Below are 25,753 nucleotides of genomic sequence, written 5' to 3' on the forward strand. Positions count from 1 at the left end.
ATAGCATACCTCTGCTGTAAAATGTATTTGCTATTCAAACTTATCTGCAACAATTTGTATTTTGCGGTCTTTCATTTCTTCGGCCTCAAATGTCAAGGTTACTTTTCCACCCTTGCCTTCAACAGTAACGGTGATATGCTTTTCATCGCCCTGGCCGGTTATGGTGCTTTTAATTACCATTCTTCCTTCTTTAAAAGGTACCGTCCAATTACAGGTTTTAGATGATATTTTACCCGTCATTTTTGGATCATCATTAGGCTCAATAGTAATATCTGTCGGTGTAATGGTTACTACCACATCTTCAGCTTTGGTACGGGTAACATTTCCTTGACCATCTAAAAAGCTGGTTTCGGATGATTTCAAAGTTACAGCTTTATCACATTGAGCAAATGTGGCAGTAATAGCGCAAAGCACTATAAAGGTGCTTATAGCTAAGGTTTTGATACATTTTGTTTTCATTGTTTAATTTATTTATATAACAAAGATATATGTTTAATATAGTATTATGCAATACAAAGTACTATTTTATTTTGGTTATTATATCTTATCTATATAATGAAGTTGAAATTAAAAATAATGTTAAAATATTGCTATAACTGGATAATTATTATAGTAATGGTAAGACAACAATGCCATACATTTGGTTACGCTCTTAACTTGATTTTCATGAAGAAGTTAATATTGTTATTATTATTAGTTATTGCACAAAAAGCAATCGCTCAGAAACAAGACTATCCGATACAACCTGTTCCTTTTACGAGTGTCAAGCTGACTGATAAATTTTGGAATTCACGTATAGAAACTAATCGTACAGTTACTATTCCGGCTTCCTTTGAGCGCTGCGAGAGTACCGGCAGGGTAAAGAATTTTCAGATGGCAGCAGAACATAAAGGGAAATTTTGCACCACTTATCCTTTTGATGATACCGATATTTATAAAACCATAGAAGGGGCATCTTACTCGCTTGCCTTACATCCGGATGAGAAACTGAGTAAATACGTAGACTCATTAATAACCATTGTCGGTCGTGCACAGGAACCCGATGGTTACCTTTATACCGCCCGTACTATCGACCCATTGCACGTAGGCTCGTGGTTGGGTACCGAGCGCTGGGTGAAGGAACAGGAAAACAGCCATGAATTATACAATGCAGGCCACCTGTACGAAGGTGCGGTAGCGCATTACATGGCTACCGGCAAACGCAACTTGCTTAATATCGCCATTAAAAATGCCGACTTATTAGTGAATACTTTTGGCCCCAATAAAAGGCATGTGGCCCCAGGCCATGAAGTGGTGGAAATGGGACTTGTAAAACTATACCGTGTAACCGGTAAAAAAGAATACCTGGACCTGGCCAAATTTTTTATAGATGAGCGGGGGCATAAAGAGTATAACAAGAAAAGTAAGAACGTTTACGAAAACGGTATCTACTGGCAGGATAACAAGCCTGTAGTTGAGCAGGACGAGGCCGAAGGCCATGCCGTGCGAGCCATGTACCTTTACTCTGGTATGGCTGATGTTGCCGCGCTTACTGGAGATAAACAATACCTGGCAGCCATAGACAAAATATGGAACAACATGGTTGGTAAAAAGATGTACGTGCAGGGAAGCATAGGCGCTGTTGGCGATGGTGAACGCTTTGGAGAAAACTATGAGTTGCCAAATGCTACTGCCTACAACGAAACCTGCGCCGCTATTGGTAATGTTTACTGGAACCAGCGCATGTTTTTACTTCATGGAGATTCTAAGTATATCGATGTGCTTGAAAAGACTTTGTATAACGGACTAATAGCAGGCATCGGCCTTGATGGCAAATCCTTCTTTTACACCAATGCCATGCAGATACATGACAGTTTTAACCACCCGGATATTGAACGCGGCCGCTCGGGTTGGTTTGTATGCTCATGTTGCCCTACTAACCTGGTGAGGTTAATCCCATCTATTCCCGGTTATATCTATGCCCAAAATGGTAAAGATGTGTTTGTAAATCTTTTTATAAGCGGCACGGGCAATCTTAAAGTGGGTAGTAAAGCGGTGCAGATAATCCAACAAAATAATTACCCATGGGATGGCGGACTGACCTTCACTATCAATCCTGCTGCCAGTATGGATATGAACCTGAAGCTACGCATACCAGGCTGGGCACAAAATGTTGCGATGCCGTCAGATCTTTACGCTTATCAAACACCATCAGGCCAAAAAGCGGAAATAAAAGTGAATGGTAAAACGGTGAATTATGTAATGCAGAATGGTTACGCGGTTATCAGTCGCAAATGGAAAAAAGGAGATAAAGTAGAAATGAACCTGCCAATGGATATACGCCGGGTAGTAGCTAACGATAAACTGCCGGAAAATTGCGACAAGGTAGCCTTACAACGTGGCCCTTTGATGTATTGTGCAGAGTGGAAGGATAACAATGGCAAAGCAGCCAATATTATTATCCCGCAAAATACAACATTCACCGCCGCTTATAAGCCAGGTTTGCTTAACGGAGTTACCGTGTTAAAAGCCAACGTTAAAGCGGTGAAGGTAGATGCCGGGGGGCAGAACATCAGCACTGAAAATACAACATTAACTGCTATACCTTATTATTCGTGGGCCAACCGTGGCGCCGGGGAAATGACGGTTTGGTTTCCGCAGCAGGTAAAATATGTCGATTTATTAACCCATTAAAAGATATTAAACACACAAACAATGAGCATTCAATGGAAAGGGGTATTCCCTGCAGTTACAACCAAGTTTACCGAAAACGATGAATTTGATTTTGAAGCATTCGACAAAAATATAGAGGCACAGTTAGAGGCCGGTGCCAGCGGTATTATCATTGGCGGCTCGTTAGGCGAAGCCAGCGTACTTACAGATGATGAAAAAATTGAGTTATTAAAGCATACTGTACAAGTAGTTGCCAAAAGGGCATATGTGATATTGAATATTGCAGAGCAAACTACTAAAGCAGCTTTAGCCTGCGCAGCCAATGCCGAGAAATACGGTGCAGATGGTTTAATGATGCTGCCTCCATTACGTTATAAGGCTGATGAGGAAGAAACTGTAAAATATTTTACAGATGTAGCTAAAAGCACCAGTTTGCCCATAATGGTTTACAATAACCCTTACGATTACAAAATTGAAGTTACGCTTGATATGTTTGAGCAGCTATCAGCATACAAAAATATACAGGCAGTAAAAGAGTCCACACGTGACGTAAGCAATGTAACCAGGATGATCAATCGCTTTGGCGACAGGTTTGCCATTTTATGTGGTGTTGATACGCTGGCCTTAGAAAGCCTTTTTATGGGTGCCGATGGCTGGGTTGCCGGTTTGGTTGATGCCTTCCCGAAAGAAACTGTAGCCGTTTACCGTTTAGCTAAAGAAGGGCGCATACAGGAAGCGCTTAAAATTTATCGTTGGTTTTTGCCGGTGCTTGAGCTGGATATCCATCCTAAACTGGTGCAGTACATTAAACTTGCTGAATCTGTTACCGGCTTAGGTACCGAAACAGTTCGCCTGCCAAGGTTAAAAATCACCGGAGATGAGCGCGAACGCGTGTTGGGTGTGATTAACCATGCAGTGAAAAATCGCCCTGAATTACCGGCAGGCAGTTGGGGCGTGGAGGCTGAGGTTGATGTGACAGGCGTAAGTTAATCATCAAATATCTAATTTGCGGGCTGGCCGTGATGGCAATAAATGATTTACAACGGCCGTAATACTACTATGGAAACACAAAATTTAATTGGATACAGCTATGTAAAGGGTGGTAAAGCTTTTAAAGCAGTAAACCCTGCAACAGGCGAATACCTTGATGCTGAATTTAACGCAGCAAGCGTTGAAGATGCCGGCAAAGCCATGCGATTGGCGGCTGAGGCATTTGAAACTTACAGCCTGACTAACCGCAGCATAAAAGCTGCATTTTTGCGCAGCATAGCTGATGAAATAAATAATCTGGGTGATGCGCTGATTGAATGCGCAATGGCCGAAAGCGGCCTTCCCGAAGCTCGTCTGCAGGGTGAGCGTGGCCGTACCACCGGCCAGCTGAATATGTATGCTAATATGCTGGAGGAAGGATCATGGGTAGAGGCGGTAATAGATACAGCCATACCAGACCGTAAACCCCTGCCCCGTGCCGATATACGTAAGATGATGGTACCTATTGGTCCGGCGGTTGTTTTTGGGGCGAGTAATTTCCCGATGGCTTTCTCTGTAGCCGGAGGGGATACCTGTGCCGCTTTAGCTGCCGGTTGCCCGGTAGTGGTTAAGGCGCATCCTGCGCATCCGGGCACAAGTGCGCTGGTTGGTTCGGCCGTTAAAAAAGCTGCTAAGGCCAATGGACTGCCCGAAGGCGTTTTTTCCTTGCTTTTTGACGATGGCTACACTGTAGGCGAAGCTTTGGTAAAGCATCCCGAGACTAAGATCGTAACTTTTACCGGCTCATTAAAAGGCGGTATGGCGCTGGTAAAAATGGCCCGGGAACGCCCGGAACCTATACCTGTATTTGCAGAGATGGGCAGTACCAATCCAATTATACTATTGCCGCAAGCATTAGAGAAACGCACAGAAGAACTGGCAAAGCTGGCTGTTGCCATAACCAATAACGCCGGGCAGTTTTGCACTCAGCCGGGTTTGCTGCTGGCTGTACAATCTGAAGCTTTGGAAAAGTTTAAGGAAGCCTTGGCTAACGAAATAAAAGAAATAAGCTCCAACACCATGCTTACTCCTGGCATCTACTCAAGCTTTAATAAGCTAAGTGGCAATATGCTCAGCGATGAGGCTGTTACTTTAATTGCCCAATCAAACAAACTGGATACCGGCAAGCAAAACCAGGGAGTGCCGGTAGTTACCCAGATAAGCGCATCTGCATTTCTGGCTGATGAGAAATTTAAAGAAGAGGTTTTTGGACCTTTCTCTATGCTGGTAGTTGCTGAAGATACAGCACAATTAGAGCAGGTAGTAAATTCTTTGCACGGGCAGTTAACCGCATCCATAATGGCCGAAAAGGAAGAGCTTACCTGGTACAAGAACATAACCGATAAGCTGGCTAAACTGGCGGGGCGTGTAATTTTAAATGGCCCCCCAACAGGGGTAGAAGTAGGTAACGCCATTCAGCATGGTGGGCCATACCCTTCAACGTCTGACAGCAGGTTCACATCAGTGGGTACCGGTGCCATTAAGCGTTTTGTACGCCCGGTGTGCTGGCAAAACTGGGAAAATGATCTGTTGCCGGATGAACTGAAAGACGGCAATCCTTTAAATATATGGCGTTTGTATAATAACGAATGGACGCGATAAGTCTGTAGCCTGAAATTTAAATTCAGGGCAGTAAAGATCCAATGATATCAAAGAATGAATAAAACTTTTTTCTGTATAGATGCGCATACCTGCGGTAACCCGGTAAGATTGGTCGCCGGTGGCGGGCCAAACCTGATTGGCAATAATATGAGCGAAAAGCGCCAGCATTTTTTGCGTGAGTACGACTGGATACGCAAAGGCCTGATGTTTGAACCCCGGGGGCATGATATGATGTCGGGCAGTATACTTTATCCGCCGCATGACCCGCAGAATGATGTAGCAGTTCTTTTTATTGAGACCAGCGGCTGCCTGCCAATGTGCGGCCATGGTACAATAGGTACCATCACCATAGCGATAGAAGAAGGCTTGATAGTGCCAAAAGTGCCGGGTATAGTGCGCATGGAAGCGCCCGCCGGTTTGGTGCTGATATCTTATAAACAGGAAGGTAAAAAAGTAAAATCGGTAAAGCTGGTGAATGTGCCATCGTACCTGGCTGCCGAAGACCTGGAGGTAGAGTGCCCGGATCTTGGGATGCTTAAAGTGGATGTAAGCTACGGCGGTAATTTCTATGCGATTGTAGATCCACAGGAAAACTTTGGCGGGTTGGAAAATTATACGGCGGATCAGCTGATCTCGTGGAGCCGCGTGCTACGTACGCGCATTAATGAAAAATACACTTTTGTACACCCGCAAAACCCTACCATCAACGGCTGTTCGCATATCTTATGGGCTGGCAAAACTATAACGCCTGAAGCTACGGCCCGCAATGCTGTTTTTTATGGGGATAAGGCTATTGACCGTTCGCCATGTGGCACCGGGACATCGGCAAGGATGGCCCAGTGGCATGCAAAAGGCAAGTTAAAAAAAGGCGATCAATTTGTACATGAAAGCATTATCGGCAGCAAATTTATTGGCACTATCGAGGGTGAAACTGAACTTGCCGGTAAACCGGCGATTATTCCCGGTATAGAGGGATGGGCTAAGGTATACGGCTATAACACCATCAAAATTGATGATGAAGATGATCCGTATGCACATGGGTTTCAGGTGATCTAAAAGTAAATAACAAAATAAGCGTCATTAAGAGGTACGAAGCAATCTTTACTTGGGCATGTATAGATACACAGCTTTGAGATTGCTTCGTACCTCGCTATGACGCTGAACATTACAAGCAATGAGTAAAGCAATAATAATAGGTAGCGGAATAATCGGGTTGTTTTCGGCTTATTACCTGAACAAAGCCGGTTGGGAAGTAGAGATATTAGAGCAGGGCGACCTGAATGACAATGCTTCATTCGGCAACGCGGGCATGATAGTACCAAGCCATTTTGTACCGCTGGCAGCGCCGGGAATGATTGAACAGGGTATAAGGTGGATGTTTAACAGTAAAAGTCCGTTTTATGTTAAGCCATCATTAAGTGGCGAACTGATTGGCTGGGGACTGAAGTTTTTAAAAGCTGCAAATAGGCAGCATGTCGAGAACGCTGCCGAACCATTGCGCGACCTTTCATTGTTAAGCCGTAAGCTGTACCTGGATTTTGAAAAAGAAGCAGGTTTCGACTTTGGTTTTGCTGATAAAGGCATACTCATGTTGTTCAAAACTGCAAAGATAGAGGATGAAGAACGACACATGCTGGAAAAAGCGAAGCAGTTAGGCTTAGATGCCGAATACCTCAACGCCGACCAGTGCCGTAAACTTCAACCAGATGTTGAGCTTGATGTGCTTGGTGCGGTACATTACCGTTGCGATGCTCATCTATATCCAAATAAACTGATAGCCGGTTTGTTGAACTATCTGCAAAATGCCGGTGTCACTATTCACCGCAACACGCCGGTTACTAAAATAGAGCACTCAGGCGGGCAGATCACACAAATTATCAGTAACGGTAAAAGCTTCAAAGCTGATTCGTACGTGTTGGCCACCGGCTCGTGGACCCCTGCCATTGCCAAACTTGCCGCTTTAAATATTCCGATGATGCCAGGCAAAGGTTACTCCTTTATGTTTGGCGAGCCGCAGCACCGTATGACCACTCCATCATTGCTTTGCGAGGCAAGGGTATCGGTAACCCCTATGAACGGCCACATCCGTTTTGGCGGTACCATGGAAATAGGCAAGATCAACCAACAAGTTAACATGAACAGGGTAGCCGGTATAGTCGAGTCGATCCCGCGTTATTTTCCCAACTTTAAACCGGCCATGCCTGCTCAAAAGGATATCTGGTATGGTTTCAGGCCATGTTCACCGGATGGCCTGCCTTACATAGGTTCATCTGATAAATACCATAACTTAGCAGTTGCTACCGGGCACGGTATGATGGGTTTGAGCCTGGCCCCTGCAACCGGTAAGCTTATACAGGAGCTGTTAAGCGGCCAAAGCACAACTATCGGCATTAAGGCGTTTGTGCCGTCAAGGTATCAATAATAGATCAGGCTGTCACTGTTAAATTACTGCCCTCTATACTCACCTTGTATTGGCGTAAAGCGGTAGTTGCCGGGCCCTGTATCACACTCCCTGTTGTACTGAACTCGCTGCCATGGTTAGGACAGATAAAAATACCCTGATTGGTATTAAAGTTAATGTTTGTTCCCTGATGAGTGCAGGCAACCTGTACTGCGGTAAACGAAGCCGGTTCGTTAGCGGCAGCCAGCCGCACTAATATGATGCCGCTTGTAATTTTTGAGGCCCCTACACTTTGCAACTCATTGTTAAGGTTAACGCTCATTAAAGTGCCTGCAGGTGGATTATTATCGCCATCGCCATCATCGGGCCCCGGATCATTAACCTTTGAGCCGCAACCAACTATGCTGCAACCTATGCAAACCGCGGCCATGCTTACGCCAAGTTTTGATAAAAATTCTTGTCTGTCCATTTCTTTTTCTTTTAGTAAGATGATTTATGTTTCTTGTTAAAATCAAACATGCGAGAGATAGTAAAGCCCAGCCTGTACTGTCCTTTGCCCCATTTAGATACTGTATCACTCATGTAATTTATTTCTGAGATAGCTTGGGGATTACTGAAATTGATGGTGAACACATGTCCGCCGGTTTCAATTTCAAGCCCAACGCCAACACCATCGTAAAACCGATGGTTCACACTGTTGTTACGGAAGTTGGAAAAAGGATGAAAGTAATCGAGCACTATACCCATCCGCTTAGAGAATTTAAACCTGCCAGCTGCGGAGATCGCCGCAAAGTTTTGCTCGTTGCCTGCTAAAAAGGGGTAGGGTAGGTTAGTCCGCACAAACGATGGCGCAACCAATATTGATAAGGAAGGCGAAAATTTGCGCGCTATAATAGCTTGGGCAAAGTAAGAGAAGCGGTTAGTATAATCATCAAATACATTGGTTTCTACATGGTAGGGTTTAAAGCCTGTTTTACCTACAACGCTTATGGCTACCGGCACACTGTTGTCGGTTGTTTGATGCAGCAGGTAGTATTTTAGCTGTAGTTCCAGTAACTGCTCAAATTTGCTCCGCCCAAAACCAACGTTCAGGTTATCAGTAAGGCCATACTCAAAGCCAATATATATATCCGATGAGTTATCCAGCCCCCATAGTGTTTTGCCTCCGCCTGCGGAGCCGCCTATATCTCCAAAGCGGTGTATCACCAGGAAGTTAAGCTCTTTCTTTTTAACAGTCTCCGTTGTCTGTGTAAAAATCAGCCTTGTAGCTTTAAATGTGGCAATTACAGGTTCGGCCTTGTCTGTGGCACTAAGGCTCTGCATCAGCGAGTCGGTTGCCGATTTGCTTTTTGTAGTGTCTGTTTGCGCCTTTGCCGTTGAAGCAAAAAGTAGTATGGCGGCTATGAGTGTGAGTTTTTTCATATTGATGATAAGATTACTTGTAGGGTGAGTAGGATGCGTTGACGTTTACTTTAATGGTCTCCGCAATATTTTTGAATACCAGTGTAGGTATGTCAATTTTATGATCTTTGCAGGCTACCATAAATTCTGAACTAAGGCTTATAGCACCGTTGGCTACAGTGATTTTGCCGGGTATAGTACGAGTTTGCTTAATGCCATGCACATCAAGTACTCCCGTTGCAGATACCGGATACACCCCGTCTTTGGTTAGGTCTGGCTTGGTGGTCAGCGTGCCTTTGAATGATGCCTGCGGGTACTTATCACTTTCCATGTAGTTTTCGTTGAAGTGCTCTTGCATCAGCGACTTATCAAACTTAAATGAGCGTATAGGTACGGCGAAAGCCAATTCACCGGTGGTGCTGTTAAAAATAGAGGTGCCCCTTTCGGACCTGGCCTCGATATCTTCGATCGGAGCCTTTGAATAAAGATTGATAACCGCATTTTTACAGGCATAGATTCCCTGTCCCGCCTGGTTTATCCCTAACCAGACGAGTATAATTAACCCGATATGTTTCATGTTTTTACTAAGGTTGTTTAGCTGATATTATATTCCACGTTACACCAACGGCAACCCCTGCCGATTTAAGGTTCACCTGCCCGTAGCCTATACCCGTAAGCGGTAATTTAAGATAGGGCTGTACGCCTATGCCAAACCTTGCACTTACCTCGCGCTGGTAAGTAGCGTTCAGGTTGAGCACACCCATTATATGTTTGTTTTGATTGCGTATATTATACGTAGCGGGCCCTGGTGTACCGTAAGCAGGGTAATCAAACGAATAGTTTTCGCGCAGCATGAAGTAGGATGACAAACCAGTGCCAACGCTAAACTTATTACGGTTTTTGCTATAAACCTGGTAACCGATGTTAAGCGGAATATCCAGCACACTGCAATTCGCGAAAACCTGCGTAGGGTTTGTGGTAAATTTATAAGCTGTAGAATATTTGGAGAAGGGTGATGCATAGGGTTTATCTGCATAGATAACGCCCGTGCTAATGCTCCATTTAGAAAGGCCAACGGTAAACAGCAAGCCGGCATTAGTACCTACCCGTGTATTATTGAACCCACCAACACTATTTACATCCGGTGATGCCAGTACAGTTATTGCCAGTGTAGGTTTATTATTTAAAAAGCCTTGACTTGTCTTTGCAGGCTTTTTAATATCATTGGTTACCGAAGCCAGTTGAGGCTTGTCGGCATCCGGAGGTGTAGTATCCTGTTTAGTTTGCCTGGCTATTGTGGCAAGTTGTGTTTTGTTGTCATCCGGTATTATTGTATCAACTCTGGTTTGATTGATTACCGAAGCTATTTGTGGTTGCTCACTGCCATACAGTGTAGTATCCTTTACTGGTACGGCAGATCCTGTCCCATTACTTGCGCCTGGAATCCCTGTTAGGTTATAGTTGAAACTATCTGAACCGGTAGTTGTACGGCCGCCCGCTGCGGCAGATAAGGTAAAGAACGATTTACTTTTACGGCCTGATACAACGTTATTTCTGTTTTCACTTATCCCGGCCGAAAGCGTATTGCTTGCGAGATCTTTCCGTTGCTGCTTGGGCGAGCCGTAATTACCGGAGTCTTGTTTTGGACGGGGTATGCCTTTTGTTATTTGTTGTGCGTTATCGGTTTTTATGTTTGGCCTAAAAAATAACCAGCCAATTAGCATTAGCAGCATTGCGGCCGCTGTTGTAATTAAATAAATAATATTGCGGCGGTTGCTTTTTGGCTTTTTACCATCCAGCATAAATTCCAGTCTCTCCCAGTCCTCTTCCCGGTACGACGCATTGTCACCCGGGTTACTAAGGCCGCGGCTAAACAATTTATCAATACTATCTTCTTTTTCCTCTTTCATTTTTTAGTAACCTTGTTTATAAAAGATATGGACAGGTTGGGTGTGTTGCTTTGATTTATAGGAATGATGTTGTTATTATTTAAAGGTATATTATTATAACCCGGCACACGGTTGCTCTCGGCAATCATAGCCTTTAATTTTTCCCGTGCCTTATGTAAATTAGATTTTGATGTGCCGGTACTGATATTCAGCATTTCGCCAATTTCTTCGTGCGTATAACCTTCTATCGCGTACAAGTTAAAAATAGTACGATATGAACGGGGCAGCGTGCTTATCATGGCAAGCAATTCGTTATAGTTCAGGTTTTGGTCGGCAAAGTCGGTATTATTAATGTGTTCAGCCTTTTCTAACTCATCTGTGTAAGCAATTTTTAAGTTGGCCCGGTAATAATCAATTGATGTATTTACCATGATGCGCCCAAGCCAGGCTTTAAAGGGTTTATCTGTATCATATTTATTCAGATTTTTAAAAACCTTATAAAAACCCTGGTTCATAATTTCTGAAGCCTCGTACCTGTTATTAGCATATCGCAGGCAAATACCAATAGCAAAGCCATAAAACAACTGGTACAGTTTTTTTTGGCTTAACCTGTTGTCGTTTAAACAGTCTTTTATCAGTTGATGTAAATCTGTTTCGCCCATATCGGGTTATTCGTTTGCTCTGAAATTGCTACCTTATCTATGGTCATCACGTGGCATTTGATACAAAGGTTGCCTGCCTCGAAAAAAAAAATAAAATTTCCGATAAGTGAATGCCCAATGAAGTTAAAAAATTATGTAGGATATTAGTACCCTAAATGAAAGTATTGCCGTTTACCATACCTGTACCGCATGACAGTACCATTATTGTACAGGAGGATTTACTGGACGATTTTTATCCGCATTTGCACCGCCATGCCGAGGTGCAGCTAACCTGGGTGATAAAAGGAGAAGGTACCCTGATAGCCGGAAACAGTATGCATGTTTTTAAACAGGGAGATATTTTTGTGTTTGGTGCAAACCTGCCGCACGTATTTAAAACCAGTGTCGACTATCTGGCAACAGCCGGTAATACACCGGTGCATTCATTAACCGTATTTTTTGACCCGCTGGGTAAACTACAGCCGCTGTTTAATTTACCCGAGATGAATGCTGTTAAACAGTATTTTGGAACTTGGCAATCAGGTTATAAAGTGAAAAGTGCAAAGCTGCCAGCATACCAGGAGTATATTAACAAAATTGTGTACAGCCATGGTGCCGAACGATTATCCGTTTTTATTGGAATGCTGGATACTTTGATTATGGCTGACGATATTATACCCCTTTCTGCAATAACATACAATCAACCTTTATCAGATCCGGAAGGTATGCGCATTGCTGCTGTTTATAATTATATCATGAATAATTACAACAGCTCCATAACCTTAGAGCAGGTTGCCGCGCAGGCCCACCTTACGCCCAATGCTTTTTGCCGTTATTTTAAAAAGCATACCCGCCTTACGCTTATTGAATTTGTCAATAAAATTCGTGTTGAGCAAGCTTGCAAACGGCTTATCAACGGGGAGTTTGATAATATAGCAGGTGTAGCCTACAGTTGCGGATTTACCAGTATTACCAATTTTAATTACGTATTCAGGAAAATAATGGGTAAAACACCACGAGATTATGTTAACCGTTTTGCAGAAGCAATAAGGTAAAGACTATTACTTGTTAGCTGTTATTTTGTAGAAATAAATAGGGGCGTATACACCTTCGCTGGTAGTATAATAACCGCTGCCATCTAAATTAAAAGCAATGGCTTCGCCTTGTTTTTCGGTTTTGTAAGGGAGTTCACGAGGGGCTCGTCTGATAGTTTCCCATACTGGCTCGTTATCCCGTCGTCGCCAGTAATATACTTTTTCATAGCTGCGCACAAGTATTTGGCTTCCATCAGGAGAAATATCAGCCGCGGTTATCCACTTAAAAGGTTTGATGCCGCTAAAAAATAATTTACCCCGAAAGGTTAAAGTTATCGTATCGGCTGTTTTTAAATTTAAAGGTGCAGTATAAACACCTACGCTATCACCTCTTTTGGATATAATATATAGTAGTTTTTGCACCGGGTCTAATGTCATAGCCTCAGCATCTTTGGGGCCGTCGGGATATTTTAAGTTAAAGGCTGTGGCATTAGCGTGTGCTACGCCTGTTGCGGCCCAAATGCTTTTTTCCTGAAAGCGGTAAACGGTTATGTATTTTCTTGATGCCCAATTGTCGCCTATATCACCCAGGTAAACATAGCTTTTGTTTTTAACGGGCCCAGGGCCAACAGCAATATCCTCACAATCAACTACACTGTTCTGATTCTTCTCAATTCCTTTGAAATAAATCGTGGTTTTTAAATTGCCTTGTGCATCTATAGAAAAAAAGCGGCTTGTGTCGCCACTATCATTATGCGCATAATACACCCCAGGATTTAAGGCTGATACAACCAGTCCGGATGTTTCGTCCATGTCACGGCTTTTAAGGTTGCTTTCTGGTTTTAACTTGCTATCTATAAACCGGTGCTTGGCATAAGCCGCTATAAATAATAATACAACCAGAGGAATGAATACTTTTAAAGCCTTTCTTTTAAACATATAGGCTATATAACAAAAAAACAGCTCATGATATTATGAGCTGTTAAAGTTATAACGAAATTTTTATTAAAATATCAATCTTGTGCTACTAATTTTGAATTATCGGCAAAAGTAATTTCTGCATCTGGTTTAGATACATCTTTAAGTGAAACTTTGCCACGCTCTTTACGCAGTATCCTGTTGAATAAAGAAATTTCCCGGTCAAATAAAAATCTGAAGAACAGTTTTGTCCATGAAGTGTGATAGTGCAGGGTTTCGTAATACTCAGGAGCGGTCTTTTTTATCTGCGGTAGCTTATTCCAGGGTATTGATGGAAAGTCGTGATGCTCGTTATGAAAACCTACATTGAAAGCTACAACGTTAAGGTTACCATAATAGCTATAGGTTTCCTGCTCGGCGCTATGAGTAAGATAATGCTCCTGAATCCAGCGGGCGCCAAGCGGGTGCAAACCAACCGAAAACGAAAAGCTTAACAGTAAGAATATAATTGAATGCCAACCCATGAAATACCATATAGCTACGTTAAAGGCCATTTGTACAACAAAGTTGATAACTATCCATTTATCAAACGGGTTGATTTCGCGCAGGCGAGATAAGCGAAATATCTGGAACAATGGGAAAAACATCAGCCATAGGGCTTTACCAAAAAATGAGTTGTTGATAAGCTTTGCTTCCCAACGGTTAGGCAAATCGGCATCAAGCTCATGTATACCTTGAAAAGAGTGATGTTTAATATGATATTTCTCAAACGACATGGCGCTTGGCATTACTTGCGGCAAATTGGCAAATATAGAAGCCCAGCGATTGGCATTACGATTTTTAAATAGTAATTGATGGGTACACTCATGAATCATAACAAATAACGCATGATCGGCAAATGCACCTAAAAGATAAGCGGCACCTACCACAAGCCACCATGATTGATCACGAAGCAGGTAAGCCATTATGACCTGGAAGCTTACCAGCCCGATAATAGCCCAAATTGTATTTGGATTTTTACCTATAAGGGTCCTTAGCTGTGGAAATTGTTTTAAGATCTTTTTCGTTCGGATACGATGTGGCTCAGATTCCTGTGAATAGATAAAATCAGTTTTCTTCATATGTGGGATTAAAACGATGAATATACGACTAAACGTATATAAAAATGACAATATTGTGAAAAATACCTACTTTTTTAATATAAAGGGATTTTATTTAACCAATATGAAATTATTGATTGTTTTAAATATCTCCAAAATTAATAAAATTAAAATGAAATTATATATTTTAACCAGGTATATTATAAAAATTAATATTAAAATAGATAAATTGTTATGTAGAACCAGTTGAAGGGGTGGCATTTTAATGTAACAATTACGAAACCTTCACCTGTTAATTCAAAGTTTCTTACCAGCTTTGCGCCTCTCAATAAAAGCCAGATATGCGTAATTTTATAGTTTTTGTACTTCTCTTATTTATAGGCATTCAAACAAACGCTCAAAACGCGGGTAACGGAAAGGGGAAAATATCTGGTAAAGTAATAGATGCAGTTACAAAAACTCCAGTTGATTACGCCACTATAGCTGTATTTAAACAAGGCAGCACAAGTCCGTTCAACGGAATAAGTACTGATCCCAAAGGGGATTTTTTACTGGAAAATGTTGCGGCAGGTGATTACAAAGTAACTGTTGATTTTTTGGGCTATCAGAAATTTACCATAGCGCATGTAATTGTAACTAACGGTAATACAGCTAAAATAGGTAATGTTTTACTACAGCCCAATCAAAAGCAGTTAAAAGGGGTAAATATTGTGGCTAAGGCGCCAATCATAGAAAACCGGATAGATAAGATGGTATTCAACGCCGCTAACGATTTAACCGCTCAAAGCGGCGCGGCTATAGATGTTTTAAAAAAGGTGCCCCAGGTAACTGTTGATATTGATGGTAATGTTGAGTTGCAGGGAAGTGGTAACATCAGATTTTTAATAAACGGTAAACCAAGCAGCATCTTTGGCGCCAGCCTTGCCGATGCATTGCAGGCCATACCAGCAAGCCAGATAAAAAGTGTTGAAGTAATAACCAGCCCTGGTGCCAAGTATGATGCAGCCGGTACCGGTGGTATCATAAATATCATATTAAAAGATAGTAAAGTATCAGGTATAAATGGAAGCGTAAACCTAACTGCAGGTACCAGGCAAGAGAATGGATCTTTTAATTTTAATGCCCGTAAAGGCAACGTTGGCGTGAATGCATTTTTTAGCGGCAGGGCTCAGCTAAGGTCAACAGTGCTAAATACAAACAACCGTACAACCACCGGTGAAGATAACAATACTACAAACTTGTTTCAGGATGGTAGCTCAAACTCATCAAGGGGCGGATACCAATCAGGACTTAGCTTTAACTGGAGTATTACTCCCAAAGACGATCTGACAGCATCATTTGGTTTCAATCATTTTGGCAATCATAGTTACGGCGGTACAAACCAGCAGGAGTCGCTGTTAGACGCATTTGGAAATACGCTTCGAGAAATCCGGAGCTTGCGCAACTCCGACAGCCGTTTCAGTGCCTATGCCACCGATTATAGTTTGAACTATAAAAAAACTTTTGCGAAGGAAGGCCAGGAGTTAAATGTATTATTCACCAGCAGCTACAGTAAAAATATGGTCAATTATCTGCAGCAGCAGGACTATATTAACAATGATATGGCCTCTACAGGCTTACGCGGCAACAATCCGGGTAAAGACAGGGAGACAAACATTTCTGTTGATTATTCGCATCCTGTAAGCAAAAACTTTACTCTTGAAGGTGGTGCAAAGTTAGTTATCGAGAATTTAAACAACATCACAAATACCGATACGCTTTTAGCCGACGGTTCATTTGTTAATAACCCCGATCAAACTTACGCGTTTAACTATAAGCGAAATATTTATGCGGGGTATTTGTCGGCTTCGACTTCGCTTTTCAAAAACTTTTTAGATGTAAAGTTCGGCTTGCGTAACGAGTATACCACAACTACGGCCGATTTTCCAGGGGTGGTTATACCGGGGTATAATACAGTAGCGCCATCGGCAGTGATATCGCATAAATTAAGCGCTGCAGAAACTATAAAGTTAAGCTATGCTTACCGTATTGAGAGGCCCGATTACAGGGACGTGAACCCTTTTTATGATATAAGCGATCCGCACAATATCAGCACAGGTAATCCTAATTTAAAACCTGAAGTTAGCCATGCTTTTGAGTTGGGTTATAACAAATCTTTCAATAGTGGGGCTAATATTTATGTAGGCGCGTTTTACCGCCATAACAAAAATGATATGCAAAACTACAGCACCCACTTTGATACGCTTGTAGTAAATGGCAAAGAATACACAGATGTATTGCTTGAGCAGCGCAGTAACATCGGCACACAAACATCTGTGGGCGGTAATATTTTTGCATCGGTACCTGTTACTGATAAGTTAAACTTACGAAGTAATATTTTTGTAGTTAACCGCACCAACGTAAACCCCGGCGTAAATAGGGTAAGCGCGTTTCAGTACCGTATAAACCTGAATGCGAGTTACCAGTTTGGTAAAGATTTTATGGGTGAGATATTTGGTAACTACAATTCATCTTCGCGCACGTTGCAAGGCAGGCGCCCGCAGTTTTTCTTTTATAACATAGCGGTACGCAAGCAGTTTTGGGATAAAAAAGCAAGTATAGGTTTAGTAGCAACCAACCCTTTTAATGAATATATCAATCAGCGTTCTACCACAACAGGGCCAACATTTAATCAGGCCAGCTTAAGGCAATTGCCGTTCCGTTCGTTTGGTATTACGTTAAGTTATAAGTTTGGAAAACTGGAATTTTCTAAAAATAAAGACAAGGACGATAGAGTCGATAATGGCGATCAAATGCCATCTGAAGGCGGAGGCGGTCGGCGTTAACTGCATTTGAAATTATTTAACAAGGCCTGTTGAAACTAAAACCTGCAGCAACAGTTATAATAATGTAAAGCATTATTATTATGGATACTGCTGAAAAACATTATAAATTCATAAACAGTAGGACTGGTTATGTGATTTTTTACTCTTCGCTTGACGCAAAATTATCGCCCGAGGAAGTTAAAGCCGAACTTGACAAAATCAAAGCACAGGTAGCCACAAAAAATGGCATACATGAGCATACGGTGTACTGGGAGGAATTTAAAGACGTGGTATAACCATTTTTAAACAGGTACCTATCTCTTTATTCAGCCTGAATTATTATCCTATTTATTTTAATATTTGCATTACTGCGTTGGTTATCAGTAAATTTATTTGCCAGTTATAACAGGCTCAACTCTGTTTCCAAATAAATTTTAATTCAGCGCGCTATGAAGAAAGCCTTATTTATATTATGTGCTGTCAGCTTACATTGTAGTGCCTGGATACATGCGCAAATTGTACCTGCCAAAACCAATACCAAAGAAATTTTTGATAAGCTTAAAGCCTTTGCCGGCAATAATGCCGAGAACGTTTATCTGCACTTTGACAAACCTTACTATAGTGCCGGAGATACCATTTATTTTAAGGCTTATGTAACTCAGGGCGAAAAACATCAGTTGTCAAAAATAAGCGGTGTGCTGCATGTAGACCTGATCAACCGTAAGGACTCAATCTTAAAATCTTTAATACTTAAATTAAATAACGGACTTGCCTGGGGCGATTTTGCATTACCTGCGTATTTATTACAAGGTAGTTGCCGCGTACGGGCTTATACAAAATGGATGCTAAATTATGGGAGCATCGGTTTTTTTGATAAGGTAATAGCTATTAATCAAAAGAAGCCGGGAAAAGCAGTCAGTACAGATCAGGGATTTAATGTACAGTTTTTTCCTGAAGGCGGCATGCTGGTAAATGATATACCCTGCCGTGTAGCCTTTAAAGCTACTGGTGCTAACGGCTTGGGTGCAGATGTAAAAGGTGTAGTGACTGATAATACAGGTAAGGTGATCTCGAACATCATCTCATCACAATTTGGGTTGGGTAGTTGTTATATCACTCCACTGGCAGGGAAAAGTTATAAGGCTGTGTTTAACTTGGCCAACAGAAATGTCGGCACTTTCAACTTACCGGAAGCAAGTGAAAGTGGTATTACGCTTACCGTCAATAATGCCGATAGTAATAAAGTTGCTGTTGATTTAAACGCCAGCAAGCCTTATTACCTGGCAAATAAAAATAAACAACTAACTGTTTTTATCTATTCGCAAGGGTTGCTAAAGACTGTTAAAACACTGCTCGATAACCAGATGATTGGTTTTGATATCCCTAAAAAAGACCTTAATACTGGTATAGCTTTAATCGCCTTATTTAACGATGATGGGAAGCTTATGGGGCAACGCATGGTATTTATAAATAAAAATGACCAGCTTCAATTAAAGGTTAACAGTGATAAAAATATTTATGCACCTTATCAGGCCGCTAAAATTGCATTAAATGCTAAAACGCCGGATGGAAAAGCGGCAGTAGCAAGCTTTTCCGTTTCGGTTGTTAATGAAACTTTGGTTCCGGCCGATTACGATACAGGAGATAATATTCTTTCTTATTATTTACTCACATCAAAACTTAAAGATTACGTTGAGCAACCCGGCTATTATTTTAAGAGCAATAACCCTAACAGTACATCTGACCTGGATGTGTTGATGCTTACACAAATTTATAGCTACTTCAACTGGGAAAACGTTTTGAATGATACGGTTAAAACAGATACCACTTTAAAGCCAGAAAAAGCTTTGCAGATTAAAGGAAGGTTGCTTTCTAAAGATGGTAAACCTTTGCCAAATGAAAAGCTTTCGGTATTAATAGACGACAGTCAGTCTGTATTGGCTGTTACTGATCCGGATGGCCGGTTCACTTTCTCTGATATTAACTTTACAAATAATAGTAAGATATTGTTGATTATCGAAAACAAGTCGATACGCAAAAAAGCACAAGTGACTTTAGAAGAAAATCATACTAATATCCCGGTTACATCAACTGCCCTACACGGTCAGTATACTTATAGTGATGGGGTTGCTTTGATTGATAGTAGTAAGCAAGCAAATGTTTATACTGCAAATGCAAAGGTTAATCCGTTTAATAAAAGAGGTGGTGGTAAGGGCAGTTATCATACTGTCAGCCTTGCAGGGGCAGGCAATGCCGATCAGGTAATTTTTAGTAAGGACATACGTAATGCGCCAAGTTTATCACAAGGATTAATAAGTATAGTAAGAGGGGTGGATTTTGAGGAAGGAAGAGCTTATGTAAGAGGCTTAAGTACCGTATTTGCTTCAGGTCAGTCGGTAAGGGAACCTATGATGCTTGTGATAGACGGAGCTATTATACCTAATGGTAATATGGATAATCTGTCGCCTAAAGATGTAGAATCTGTTGAGATATTAAAAGGCGCTAACGCTTCAATTTACGGCATGGGTTCGGGGGCGGGCGTTTTGGTGATCAATACTAAGCGTGGAGACAGTAATGATTCTGAACAGGTAGTAACAAACATGTCCCCGGGTATAATGGCAATCACTCCACAAGGCTTTTACCAGCCCAGTAGGTTTAATACTGATACTGATATAGCTTTAAAAAAACGTGCTATGGTGTTATGGAAGCCCGATATATTAACAGATACGGCCGGAAATGCTGTATTTGAGTACTATAATGCAGCGCCAGGAAGTTATAGAGTGACAATTGAAGGGATAGACAGCAACGGCAATATTGGACGTGCAGTTTACAGCTATAAAGTCCAATAAAAAAACCCCTGCCTTGGGCAGGGGCAAAAACTCACAACAATTGTTTTAACCTTTCGGTCTATTCCTAATTGCAATGTGAATTCATAATAATAACGTTTATACATTTCAAATAGTTTTGTAATAAATGCTCATCAAACTATTTTTTCTACGCATAATCATTATATAACCTATATTTACCTGCAAACCTAAAAAGAGGTACTATCATGAAAAAATCAACACTATTAAAAGCCGGGCTATTTTTTGTATTTGCCCTGTTATTTTCAACAGCATCATTTGCACAAGGTAAACCTGTTCCAAGCCCCCGAGACAGTGTAAGCGCAAAAATCAATGGGGCCACAATTACCATTAATTATGGCAGTCCGTCAGTTAAAGGGCGTAAAATTTACGGCGAATTGGTCCCTTATGATAAAGTTTGGCGTACAGGAGCCAATCAGGCTACCACCTTTACTACTACTAAGGACATTATGGTTGAAGGTAAAAAACTTGCTGCCGGCACTTATGGGTTTTTTGCTATACCTACTGCTACCAACTGGACAGTTATCTTCAATAAAGTAGCTAATCAGTGGGGTGCCTTTAAATATGATGAAAGCCAGGATGCATTACGTGTAACTGTTAAACCGGTAAAAGCACCAAAACAGGAGCGCCTGGTTTACAAAATAAATAGCAAAGGTTTCTCATTAAATTGGGACGAGCTTTCAGTACCGGTTAAGATCAAATAAGCTTAGCTATATTATAACTTACACCCCGGCAACAACCGGGGTTTTTTATTGCTCGTGGCTGTAATATCTGTACAAACGTTATATTTATCCTACTCATGCTTAAACAGCCATTAAAAAAGGTTTTAATAAAACGGGGGATAATCACACTTTCCCTGTTTATGGCTATCTACCTGGTAATGTTGTTTGCTAATCACCCTGATGCCGTAGAAAAGTACTATTCAGAGAGCAGTTATTTATTTATCTGCCGCATCCTGCATCCTGTTTTTAATATTTTTCCGTTTAGCGCCGGTGATATAATTTACCTGTTAGTTATTGCCTACATTATATATGCATTGGTAAGGTTGATAAAATTATTTGTGAAAAAGCAGTTTGCACAGGCTGGCTTGTTTACAATGGCTATTATAATTGGCATACAGTGCGCCGTGTTGATGTTTTACTTATTGTGGGGCCTAAACTATTTCAGGCCATCTGCAGCGAAAAGGTTAAACCTTACAGACAGTACTTTTACTATTGCCGAATTGCAAAAGGTTACTAATTTACTGATAGACAGCGCTAATGCCTGCCGGGCAAGGGTTACACTTGAGGATCTTGAACAAAGCAACGATTCTGTTTACTACAATGCCAGGCTGGCTGTGATAAAGCTATCTAACTCGTCTGTTCAGTTTAAAACTTACAGCCCCGATATAAAGCCTTCGCTGCTTACCCCTTTGCTTAATTATATTGGTACATACGGTTATTATAATCCGTTTACAGGGGAGGCTCAGATTAATTATCAAATGCCTGTATTTAACCGGCCTTTTGTAGCCTGCCATGAAATGTCGCATCAGATGGGCTATGGGGCCGAAGATGAAGCTAATTTTGCAGGCTTTTTAGCTGCCAGAAACTCAGGTGACCGGCTGTTACGATACTCGGCATATAACCTGGCACTTGGCGAATTTATGCGCACCCTGCGCTATACCGATAGTTTAAAGTTCAAAAAACTTAAAAACAGAATATCGCCACTGGTTAAGGCTGACTTTAAAACAGAAAGGACTTACTGGTTATCTTACCAAACAAAAATAAATGCTGTAACAAGTTTATTTTACGATAACTTTTTAAAGGCCAACAATCAGCCCGCAGGTTTAGATACTTATAACCGTATGGTACTATTGCTTATGGCCATGTACAGGCATAACTATACGCTGTAAATAAAAAAGTGCGTTCCGTATCTCACCCCGGAACGCACAGCAACATCATCTCTCAAATAATGTTGATCAACTAAACCTCAGATAACATGTTTAACTTTATCCAAGTTCTTTATAGCATAACCAGTTAAGGTTGCTTATGTTTGTGTAATATGCTTTAAATGTGATAGATAGAACATCAAGCCGTACCCTTGACTTTTTAAAAACGATATTAAATGTCAAATATACACATCCAACGGGTGTTAATGAAAATTATTATTAATAAGATATATTTAATTGCAAAAATGTTACAAATGTTTATATCAGGTAATTGATATCAATTATCATACTTACTTAAACATTTGTAAAGAAGCTATAACCCGCACAGTTATAAAAATTCTTCTATATTTGTTAGCCGATTAAGATGAAGAAGTATATTGTATTTTTAGCGCTGCTTTTTGCAGGAGTAAATTCGTACGGGCAAAGTATCTCTTTTTTTGATCTCACAAACCTTACCAATTTAACCGATGGCCAGGCGCATACTTATCTAACATTGGGTAATGTATTCAAGCACCAATACATTGAAGAGAGTAACGGTAAAACTATAGAGCATTTCAGTTCAAAATCTAACAAGGTAGCGCATCAAACTATTACCATAGGGCAAAATGCCATTTTATCTAATGGCACCATATTGCGCACGGTTACTTATACTACTACTGATCCGCAGCATATTGTAAACCTGATTAGCCAAGCCCGACGTGCGCAGTTAACCATGAAATTTCAGGGACAGGATGAGCAAAATAATATCTATAAATTTAATAATGATTTTTATGATATTACTATGCTGATAAGTACAACCGCTAATAAAGGCTCGGTAGAGATTAGCCAAAAAGAGTTTGTAGGTTATTGATTACGGCATTATTTACCAATCTGTGATGGCTCAAAAATACTTTGATCAAACTGCTGGTTAGCTTTTATCCCTGTATAAGTTTCTGTTTGCAGGAGTTTATCGTTGATGTAAAACTTGCAAAAGGTTTCACTCCAGGCACCGGCAATCATTTTATGCTCTTCAAATGTAGCCTCCATTTTGCCATTAGTAGCATATTTAAAGTATCTCACGGGTACCAGTTTGCCGGCATCTATCCATAGCTGGGTTACTTTTTCGTTATCTGAAACTGCTCCTAAAACATAAACCGCTTTGCCTTTCCAGGTGCTTTCATGAAATTTATTCAGGTCGAAATTCAGCGCTTTAAAATGAGCAAGTACATCCTGCAAGGGCTTAAAGTACAGGCCACCTAAAAAAAAGATCAATTCATTTTCATCTTTTGCAGCCCGCATGATCTTATTACTCCTGAACAGGTAGGACGAGTCGGCGCGATAGATGACACCATTGCCCAGGGCAGGGTCGCCAAAATCAATGCGTAGCCTGTCCGGATATAGTATACGCTCTTGCCATGTATCGGTTTTGATCAGCGAATCGTTACGGTAACGCCCAGTTGTTTGCGTAAATGCCAGCGAACTATGCCATTTGCCATGGTAACGGTTATACATTTTTTTGATAATGTCTGTTGACGTTGGCTGTTTTGACGGTGTAAAACCAACAGACAAAACAATAGCAACGCATAATACATATACGGGCGTACGAAGTTTCATTTTGATATAGGTTAGGTTGTCAATTCCTCATATGCAGCAGTTAACCCGCGCTCTATGCCGTCGCCCTGCCAGTCGGTAACGCCCGGAATGCTCTTTGCTGCCAGGATTTCATCTTTAGTTTTACCTGCTTTTATGCTGCTATCGACAAAAGCAACAAGGCGTTCCATAAAATTTTGCATGGCCTTAAGGTCATCCATGGTCCCAACCACTTTTTCAGGATCAAAGGCATGGCCAAAAACAAATATGGTGTCCTTGTTAAATTGTTTTTGCGCAGCTTCTAAAGCCAAAGGCCAGTGTCTGCATGATGCACCCGCGCTGCGGTCTACAAACGGATACCTGCGGTTAAAAACCTGGTCGCCGCAGTGTACAATATTGGCGTTCTCAAAGTGGATAAAACTGTCGCCATTGGTATGGCCCGGGCCAAAGTAATGTGCGGTTATGCGTTCGTCGCCAACTTTAATTTTCCATTTATCAGTATAAGTGGTATCGGGGTAAAGCTGCTTATCGTCCGAGCCTTGTTTTTGTGCTGCGGCCTTTTGGTTGGTAAGCGAGTTAGCGTGTGCAGCTACATTTTTTACAAGCCCTTTAAAAGATATGTTGCCGCTGGTGTGGTCGCCGTGATGATGGGTATTAATTAACCACTGAAAGGGCTGGGCCGATTTTTTCTTTAACTCTGCTATCAGGTTATTGGCAGGGTCCGGGAATTCGGCATCCACGCAAACAATACCCTCTTTATTTACCAGCCAGATGATTGTACCACCCTGCTCGGTAAAAATGCCAACATTGTTACGTAATGGTTTTAGCTGATAGGCTGGCGCAGCAAGGGCGGCTGCAAAGCCCGACCTGTTTAACAATGATAAAGAACCGGCAGCTACTGCAGTGTTAAATAAAAAATTACGGCGTTTCATAAGTGATGCAATATGGTGAACGATATACTTCTAAGTTAGTAAATTTCAGGCTCTATCAATATTGATGAAAAGCCTGGGACACAAATTCAAGTACAGACGGTAAAGCTGTACGCCAATACGTCCAGTTGTGTGCTCCATCCCGTACCCGGTACTCATGCGGAATGTCTTTTTTACGCATCAGATTATGCACAAGCCCGTTGCCTTCAAATAAAAAGTCGTCATCGCCACAGTCAATATACCAGCGTACCGCTTTCTTTTGTGCATCTGGCAAGGCGTTAAGTAACGGTATTACGCTGTATTTGTTATAATAGTTGCCTATTGTACTATCCGGCAGGCCCGGGTTGTTTTTGCTGATGCCCGCCTTAGCATCGTCTAAATTTAAAAAGCCTGTAGCGGCACTTAACGGACAAGCTGAAGAAAACATTTCAGGGTGGTGCAAAGCATAAACAAAGCTTCCGCCGCCGCCCATGCTAAGGCCGGCTATAGCACGGTAACGTTTATCGCTTTTTACATGGTATTTTTTCTCTACAAACGGAACCAGCTCTGTAAAAAAGAAATCTTCATAGTTCCAGTCGCCTTTAATGTCATTAAAATATCCACGACGGCCGGTGTTGGCATCGGGCATCACAATGATCATGGGCGTGGCTATACCATCGCGTATGGCTTTATCGGTTATATTAAGCACTTCGCCAAACTGCACCCACCCGGTCTGGTCGTCGCCGGCACCATGTAAAAGGTACAAAACAGGGTAACTGCGGCCGCTGCTTTCATAATCTGGCGGAAGGTAAACAGCGTACTTGCGCTCGCTTTTCAATATTTTACTGTTAAGGGTAAGGTTATCATAAACTTTACCGGTTTGTGCAAACAGGAAAGCAGGGCAAAGGGTAAGTAAGGCTAAGGCAAGCGTTCTCATTTATTATATGTTGTTATAGGTTTATGCATCTGCATGGCTGCAGTGGTCCATAAAGTTAGAGATAATTAATTGTTATT

At 41.5% G+C, this 25,753-nt stretch carries 23 protein-coding genes; 12 read left to right on the forward strand and 11 right to left on the reverse strand.

What is annotated here, in order from left to right; genetic code table 11:
* Nucleotides 1–30 precede the first annotated feature (30 nt).
* A complete protein-coding gene (locus ACFQZX_RS06685) occupies nt 31–459 on the reverse strand; it encodes a hypothetical protein (RefSeq protein ID WP_377112907.1) in 429 nt (142 codons plus the stop codon).
* 207 nt (nt 460–666) lie between these two features.
* Here ACFQZX_RS06685 and ACFQZX_RS06690 point away from each other — a divergent pair, with 207 nt between their 5' ends.
* From ACFQZX_RS06690 to ACFQZX_RS06710, 5 genes are all read left to right on the forward strand, one after another.
* Nucleotides 667–2,673, forward strand: coding sequence for a glycoside hydrolase family 127 protein (locus ACFQZX_RS06690; protein ID WP_377112909.1), 2,007 nt, complete (start codon nt 667–669; stop codon nt 2,671–2,673).
* A 21-nt stretch (nt 2,674–2,694) separates the two neighbouring features.
* On the forward strand, nt 2,695–3,642 hold the full coding sequence (locus ACFQZX_RS06695; RefSeq protein WP_377112911.1) for a dihydrodipicolinate synthase family protein: 948 nt from the start codon (nt 2,695–2,697) through the stop codon (nt 3,640–3,642).
* Nucleotides 3,643–3,711: 69 nt separating this feature from the next.
* Nucleotides 3,712–5,283, forward strand: a complete 1,572-nt coding sequence (locus tag ACFQZX_RS06700; protein ID WP_377112914.1) for an aldehyde dehydrogenase (NADP(+)) — start codon at nt 3,712–3,714, stop codon at nt 5,281–5,283.
* 54 nt (nt 5,284–5,337) lie between these two features.
* Nucleotides 5,338–6,339 (forward strand): 4-hydroxyproline epimerase, encoded by a 1,002-nt coding sequence (locus ACFQZX_RS06705; protein ID WP_377112916.1) that lies wholly within the window; start codon nt 5,338–5,340, stop codon nt 6,337–6,339.
* Between the two features lie 118 nt (nt 6,340–6,457).
* Nucleotides 6,458–7,705, forward strand: coding sequence for an NAD(P)/FAD-dependent oxidoreductase (locus ACFQZX_RS06710; RefSeq protein ID WP_377112919.1), 1,248 nt, complete (start codon nt 6,458–6,460; stop codon nt 7,703–7,705).
* 4 nt (nt 7,706–7,709) lie between these two features.
* Here ACFQZX_RS06710 and ACFQZX_RS06715 read toward each other — a convergent pair whose 3' ends face one another.
* Genes ACFQZX_RS06715 through ACFQZX_RS06735 form a run of 5 tightly spaced genes read right to left on the reverse strand, consistent with a single transcriptional unit; the run spans nt 7,710 to nt 11,636 of the window.
* Nucleotides 7,710–8,153, reverse strand: a complete 444-nt coding sequence (locus ACFQZX_RS06715) for a QcrA and Rieske domain-containing protein (protein ID WP_377112922.1) — start codon at nt 8,151–8,153, stop codon at nt 7,710–7,712.
* 11 nt (nt 8,154–8,164) lie between these two features.
* Nucleotides 8,165–9,106, reverse strand: a complete 942-nt coding sequence (locus ACFQZX_RS06720; RefSeq protein ID WP_377112924.1) for a DUF5777 family beta-barrel protein — start codon at nt 9,104–9,106, stop codon at nt 8,165–8,167.
* Nucleotides 9,107–9,119: 13 nt separating this feature from the next.
* Entirely contained in the window at nt 9,120–9,662 is a 543-nt protein-coding gene (locus ACFQZX_RS06725; protein ID WP_377112927.1) for a YceI family protein, read from the reverse strand.
* Nucleotides 9,663–9,669: 7 nt separating this feature from the next.
* Nucleotides 9,670–10,995 carry a hypothetical protein gene (locus ACFQZX_RS06730; RefSeq protein WP_377112929.1) on the reverse strand — a complete coding sequence of 442 codons (1,326 nt, stop codon included), beginning with the start codon at nt 10,993–10,995 and terminating at the stop codon, nt 9,670–9,672.
* Complete coding sequence (locus tag ACFQZX_RS06735) at nt 10,992–11,636, reverse strand: RNA polymerase sigma factor (protein WP_377112932.1); 645 nt, start codon at nt 11,634–11,636, stop codon at nt 10,992–10,994. The genes ACFQZX_RS06730 and ACFQZX_RS06735 overlap by 4 nt, the downstream gene beginning before the upstream one ends.
* A 155-nt stretch (nt 11,637–11,791) precedes the next feature.
* Here ACFQZX_RS06735 and ACFQZX_RS06740 point away from each other — a divergent pair, with 155 nt between their 5' ends.
* Nucleotides 11,792–12,670 (forward strand): AraC family transcriptional regulator, encoded by an 879-nt coding sequence (locus ACFQZX_RS06740; protein ID WP_377112934.1) that lies wholly within the window; start codon nt 11,792–11,794, stop codon nt 12,668–12,670.
* 6 nt (nt 12,671–12,676) lie between these two features.
* Here ACFQZX_RS06740 and ACFQZX_RS06745 read toward each other — a convergent pair whose 3' ends face one another.
* Together ACFQZX_RS06745 and ACFQZX_RS06750 are read right to left on the reverse strand one after the other, a co-directional pair.
* Nucleotides 12,677–13,588, reverse strand: coding sequence for a hypothetical protein (locus tag ACFQZX_RS06745; RefSeq protein WP_377112936.1), 912 nt, complete (start codon nt 13,586–13,588; stop codon nt 12,677–12,679).
* Nucleotides 13,589–13,662: 74 nt separating this feature from the next.
* Nucleotides 13,663–14,688, reverse strand: a complete 1,026-nt coding sequence (locus ACFQZX_RS06750; protein WP_377112938.1) for a fatty acid desaturase — start codon at nt 14,686–14,688, stop codon at nt 13,663–13,665.
* Between the two features lie 320 nt (nt 14,689–15,008).
* On the opposite strand from ACFQZX_RS06750, the gene ACFQZX_RS06755 reads away from it, so the two are divergent.
* The 6 genes from ACFQZX_RS06755 to ACFQZX_RS06780 all read left to right on the forward strand — a co-directional run bounded on the left by ACFQZX_RS06755 (nt 15,009) and on the right by ACFQZX_RS06780 (nt 23,112).
* Nucleotides 15,009–17,492, forward strand: coding sequence for a TonB-dependent receptor domain-containing protein (locus ACFQZX_RS06755; protein ID WP_377112941.1), 2,484 nt, complete (start codon nt 15,009–15,011; stop codon nt 17,490–17,492).
* 80 nt (nt 17,493–17,572) lie between these two features.
* Nucleotides 17,573–17,767, forward strand: coding sequence for a hypothetical protein (locus ACFQZX_RS06760; protein WP_377112943.1), 195 nt, complete (start codon nt 17,573–17,575; stop codon nt 17,765–17,767).
* Between the two features lie 153 nt (nt 17,768–17,920).
* Nucleotides 17,921–20,320 carry a TonB-dependent receptor plug domain-containing protein gene (locus ACFQZX_RS06765; protein WP_377112945.1) on the forward strand — a complete coding sequence of 800 codons (2,400 nt, stop codon included), beginning with the start codon at nt 17,921–17,923 and terminating at the stop codon, nt 20,318–20,320.
* A 203-nt stretch (nt 20,321–20,523) separates the two neighbouring features.
* The gene (locus ACFQZX_RS06770) at nt 20,524–21,039 is read left to right on the forward strand and encodes a DUF2911 domain-containing protein (RefSeq protein WP_377112948.1); all 516 of its coding nucleotides are present in this window, start codon (nt 20,524–20,526) and stop codon (nt 21,037–21,039) included.
* Between the two features lie 95 nt (nt 21,040–21,134).
* Nucleotides 21,135–22,226: a DUF3810 domain-containing protein gene (locus tag ACFQZX_RS06775; RefSeq protein WP_377112950.1), complete on the forward strand. Its 1,092-nt coding sequence runs from the start codon at nt 21,135–21,137 to the stop codon at nt 22,224–22,226.
* Nucleotides 22,227–22,626: 400 nt separating this feature from the next.
* Entirely contained in the window at nt 22,627–23,112 is a 486-nt protein-coding gene (locus ACFQZX_RS06780; RefSeq protein ID WP_377112953.1) for a hypothetical protein, read from the forward strand.
* 8 nt (nt 23,113–23,120) lie between these two features.
* On the opposite strand, the gene ACFQZX_RS06785 is transcribed toward ACFQZX_RS06780, so the two are convergent.
* The 3 genes from ACFQZX_RS06785 to ACFQZX_RS06795 are packed head-to-tail and all read right to left on the reverse strand — an operon-like array spanning nt 23,121 to nt 25,676.
* The gene (locus tag ACFQZX_RS06785) at nt 23,121–23,855 is read right to left on the reverse strand and encodes a hypothetical protein (protein ID WP_377112956.1); all 735 of its coding nucleotides are present in this window, start codon (nt 23,853–23,855) and stop codon (nt 23,121–23,123) included.
* A gap of 11 nt (nt 23,856–23,866) precedes the next feature.
* Nucleotides 23,867–24,763 (reverse strand): MBL fold metallo-hydrolase, encoded by an 897-nt coding sequence (locus tag ACFQZX_RS06790; RefSeq protein WP_377112958.1) that lies wholly within the window; start codon nt 24,761–24,763, stop codon nt 23,867–23,869.
* Nucleotides 24,764–24,818: 55 nt separating this feature from the next.
* Entirely contained in the window at nt 24,819–25,676 is an 858-nt protein-coding gene (locus ACFQZX_RS06795) for an alpha/beta hydrolase (protein ID WP_377112959.1), read from the reverse strand.
* Nucleotides 25,677–25,753 lie beyond the last annotated feature (77 nt).

The sequence above is a fragment of the Mucilaginibacter litoreus genome (assembly GCF_042676805.1).
Classification (GTDB): domain Bacteria; phylum Bacteroidota; class Bacteroidia; order Sphingobacteriales; family Sphingobacteriaceae; genus Mucilaginibacter; species Mucilaginibacter litoreus.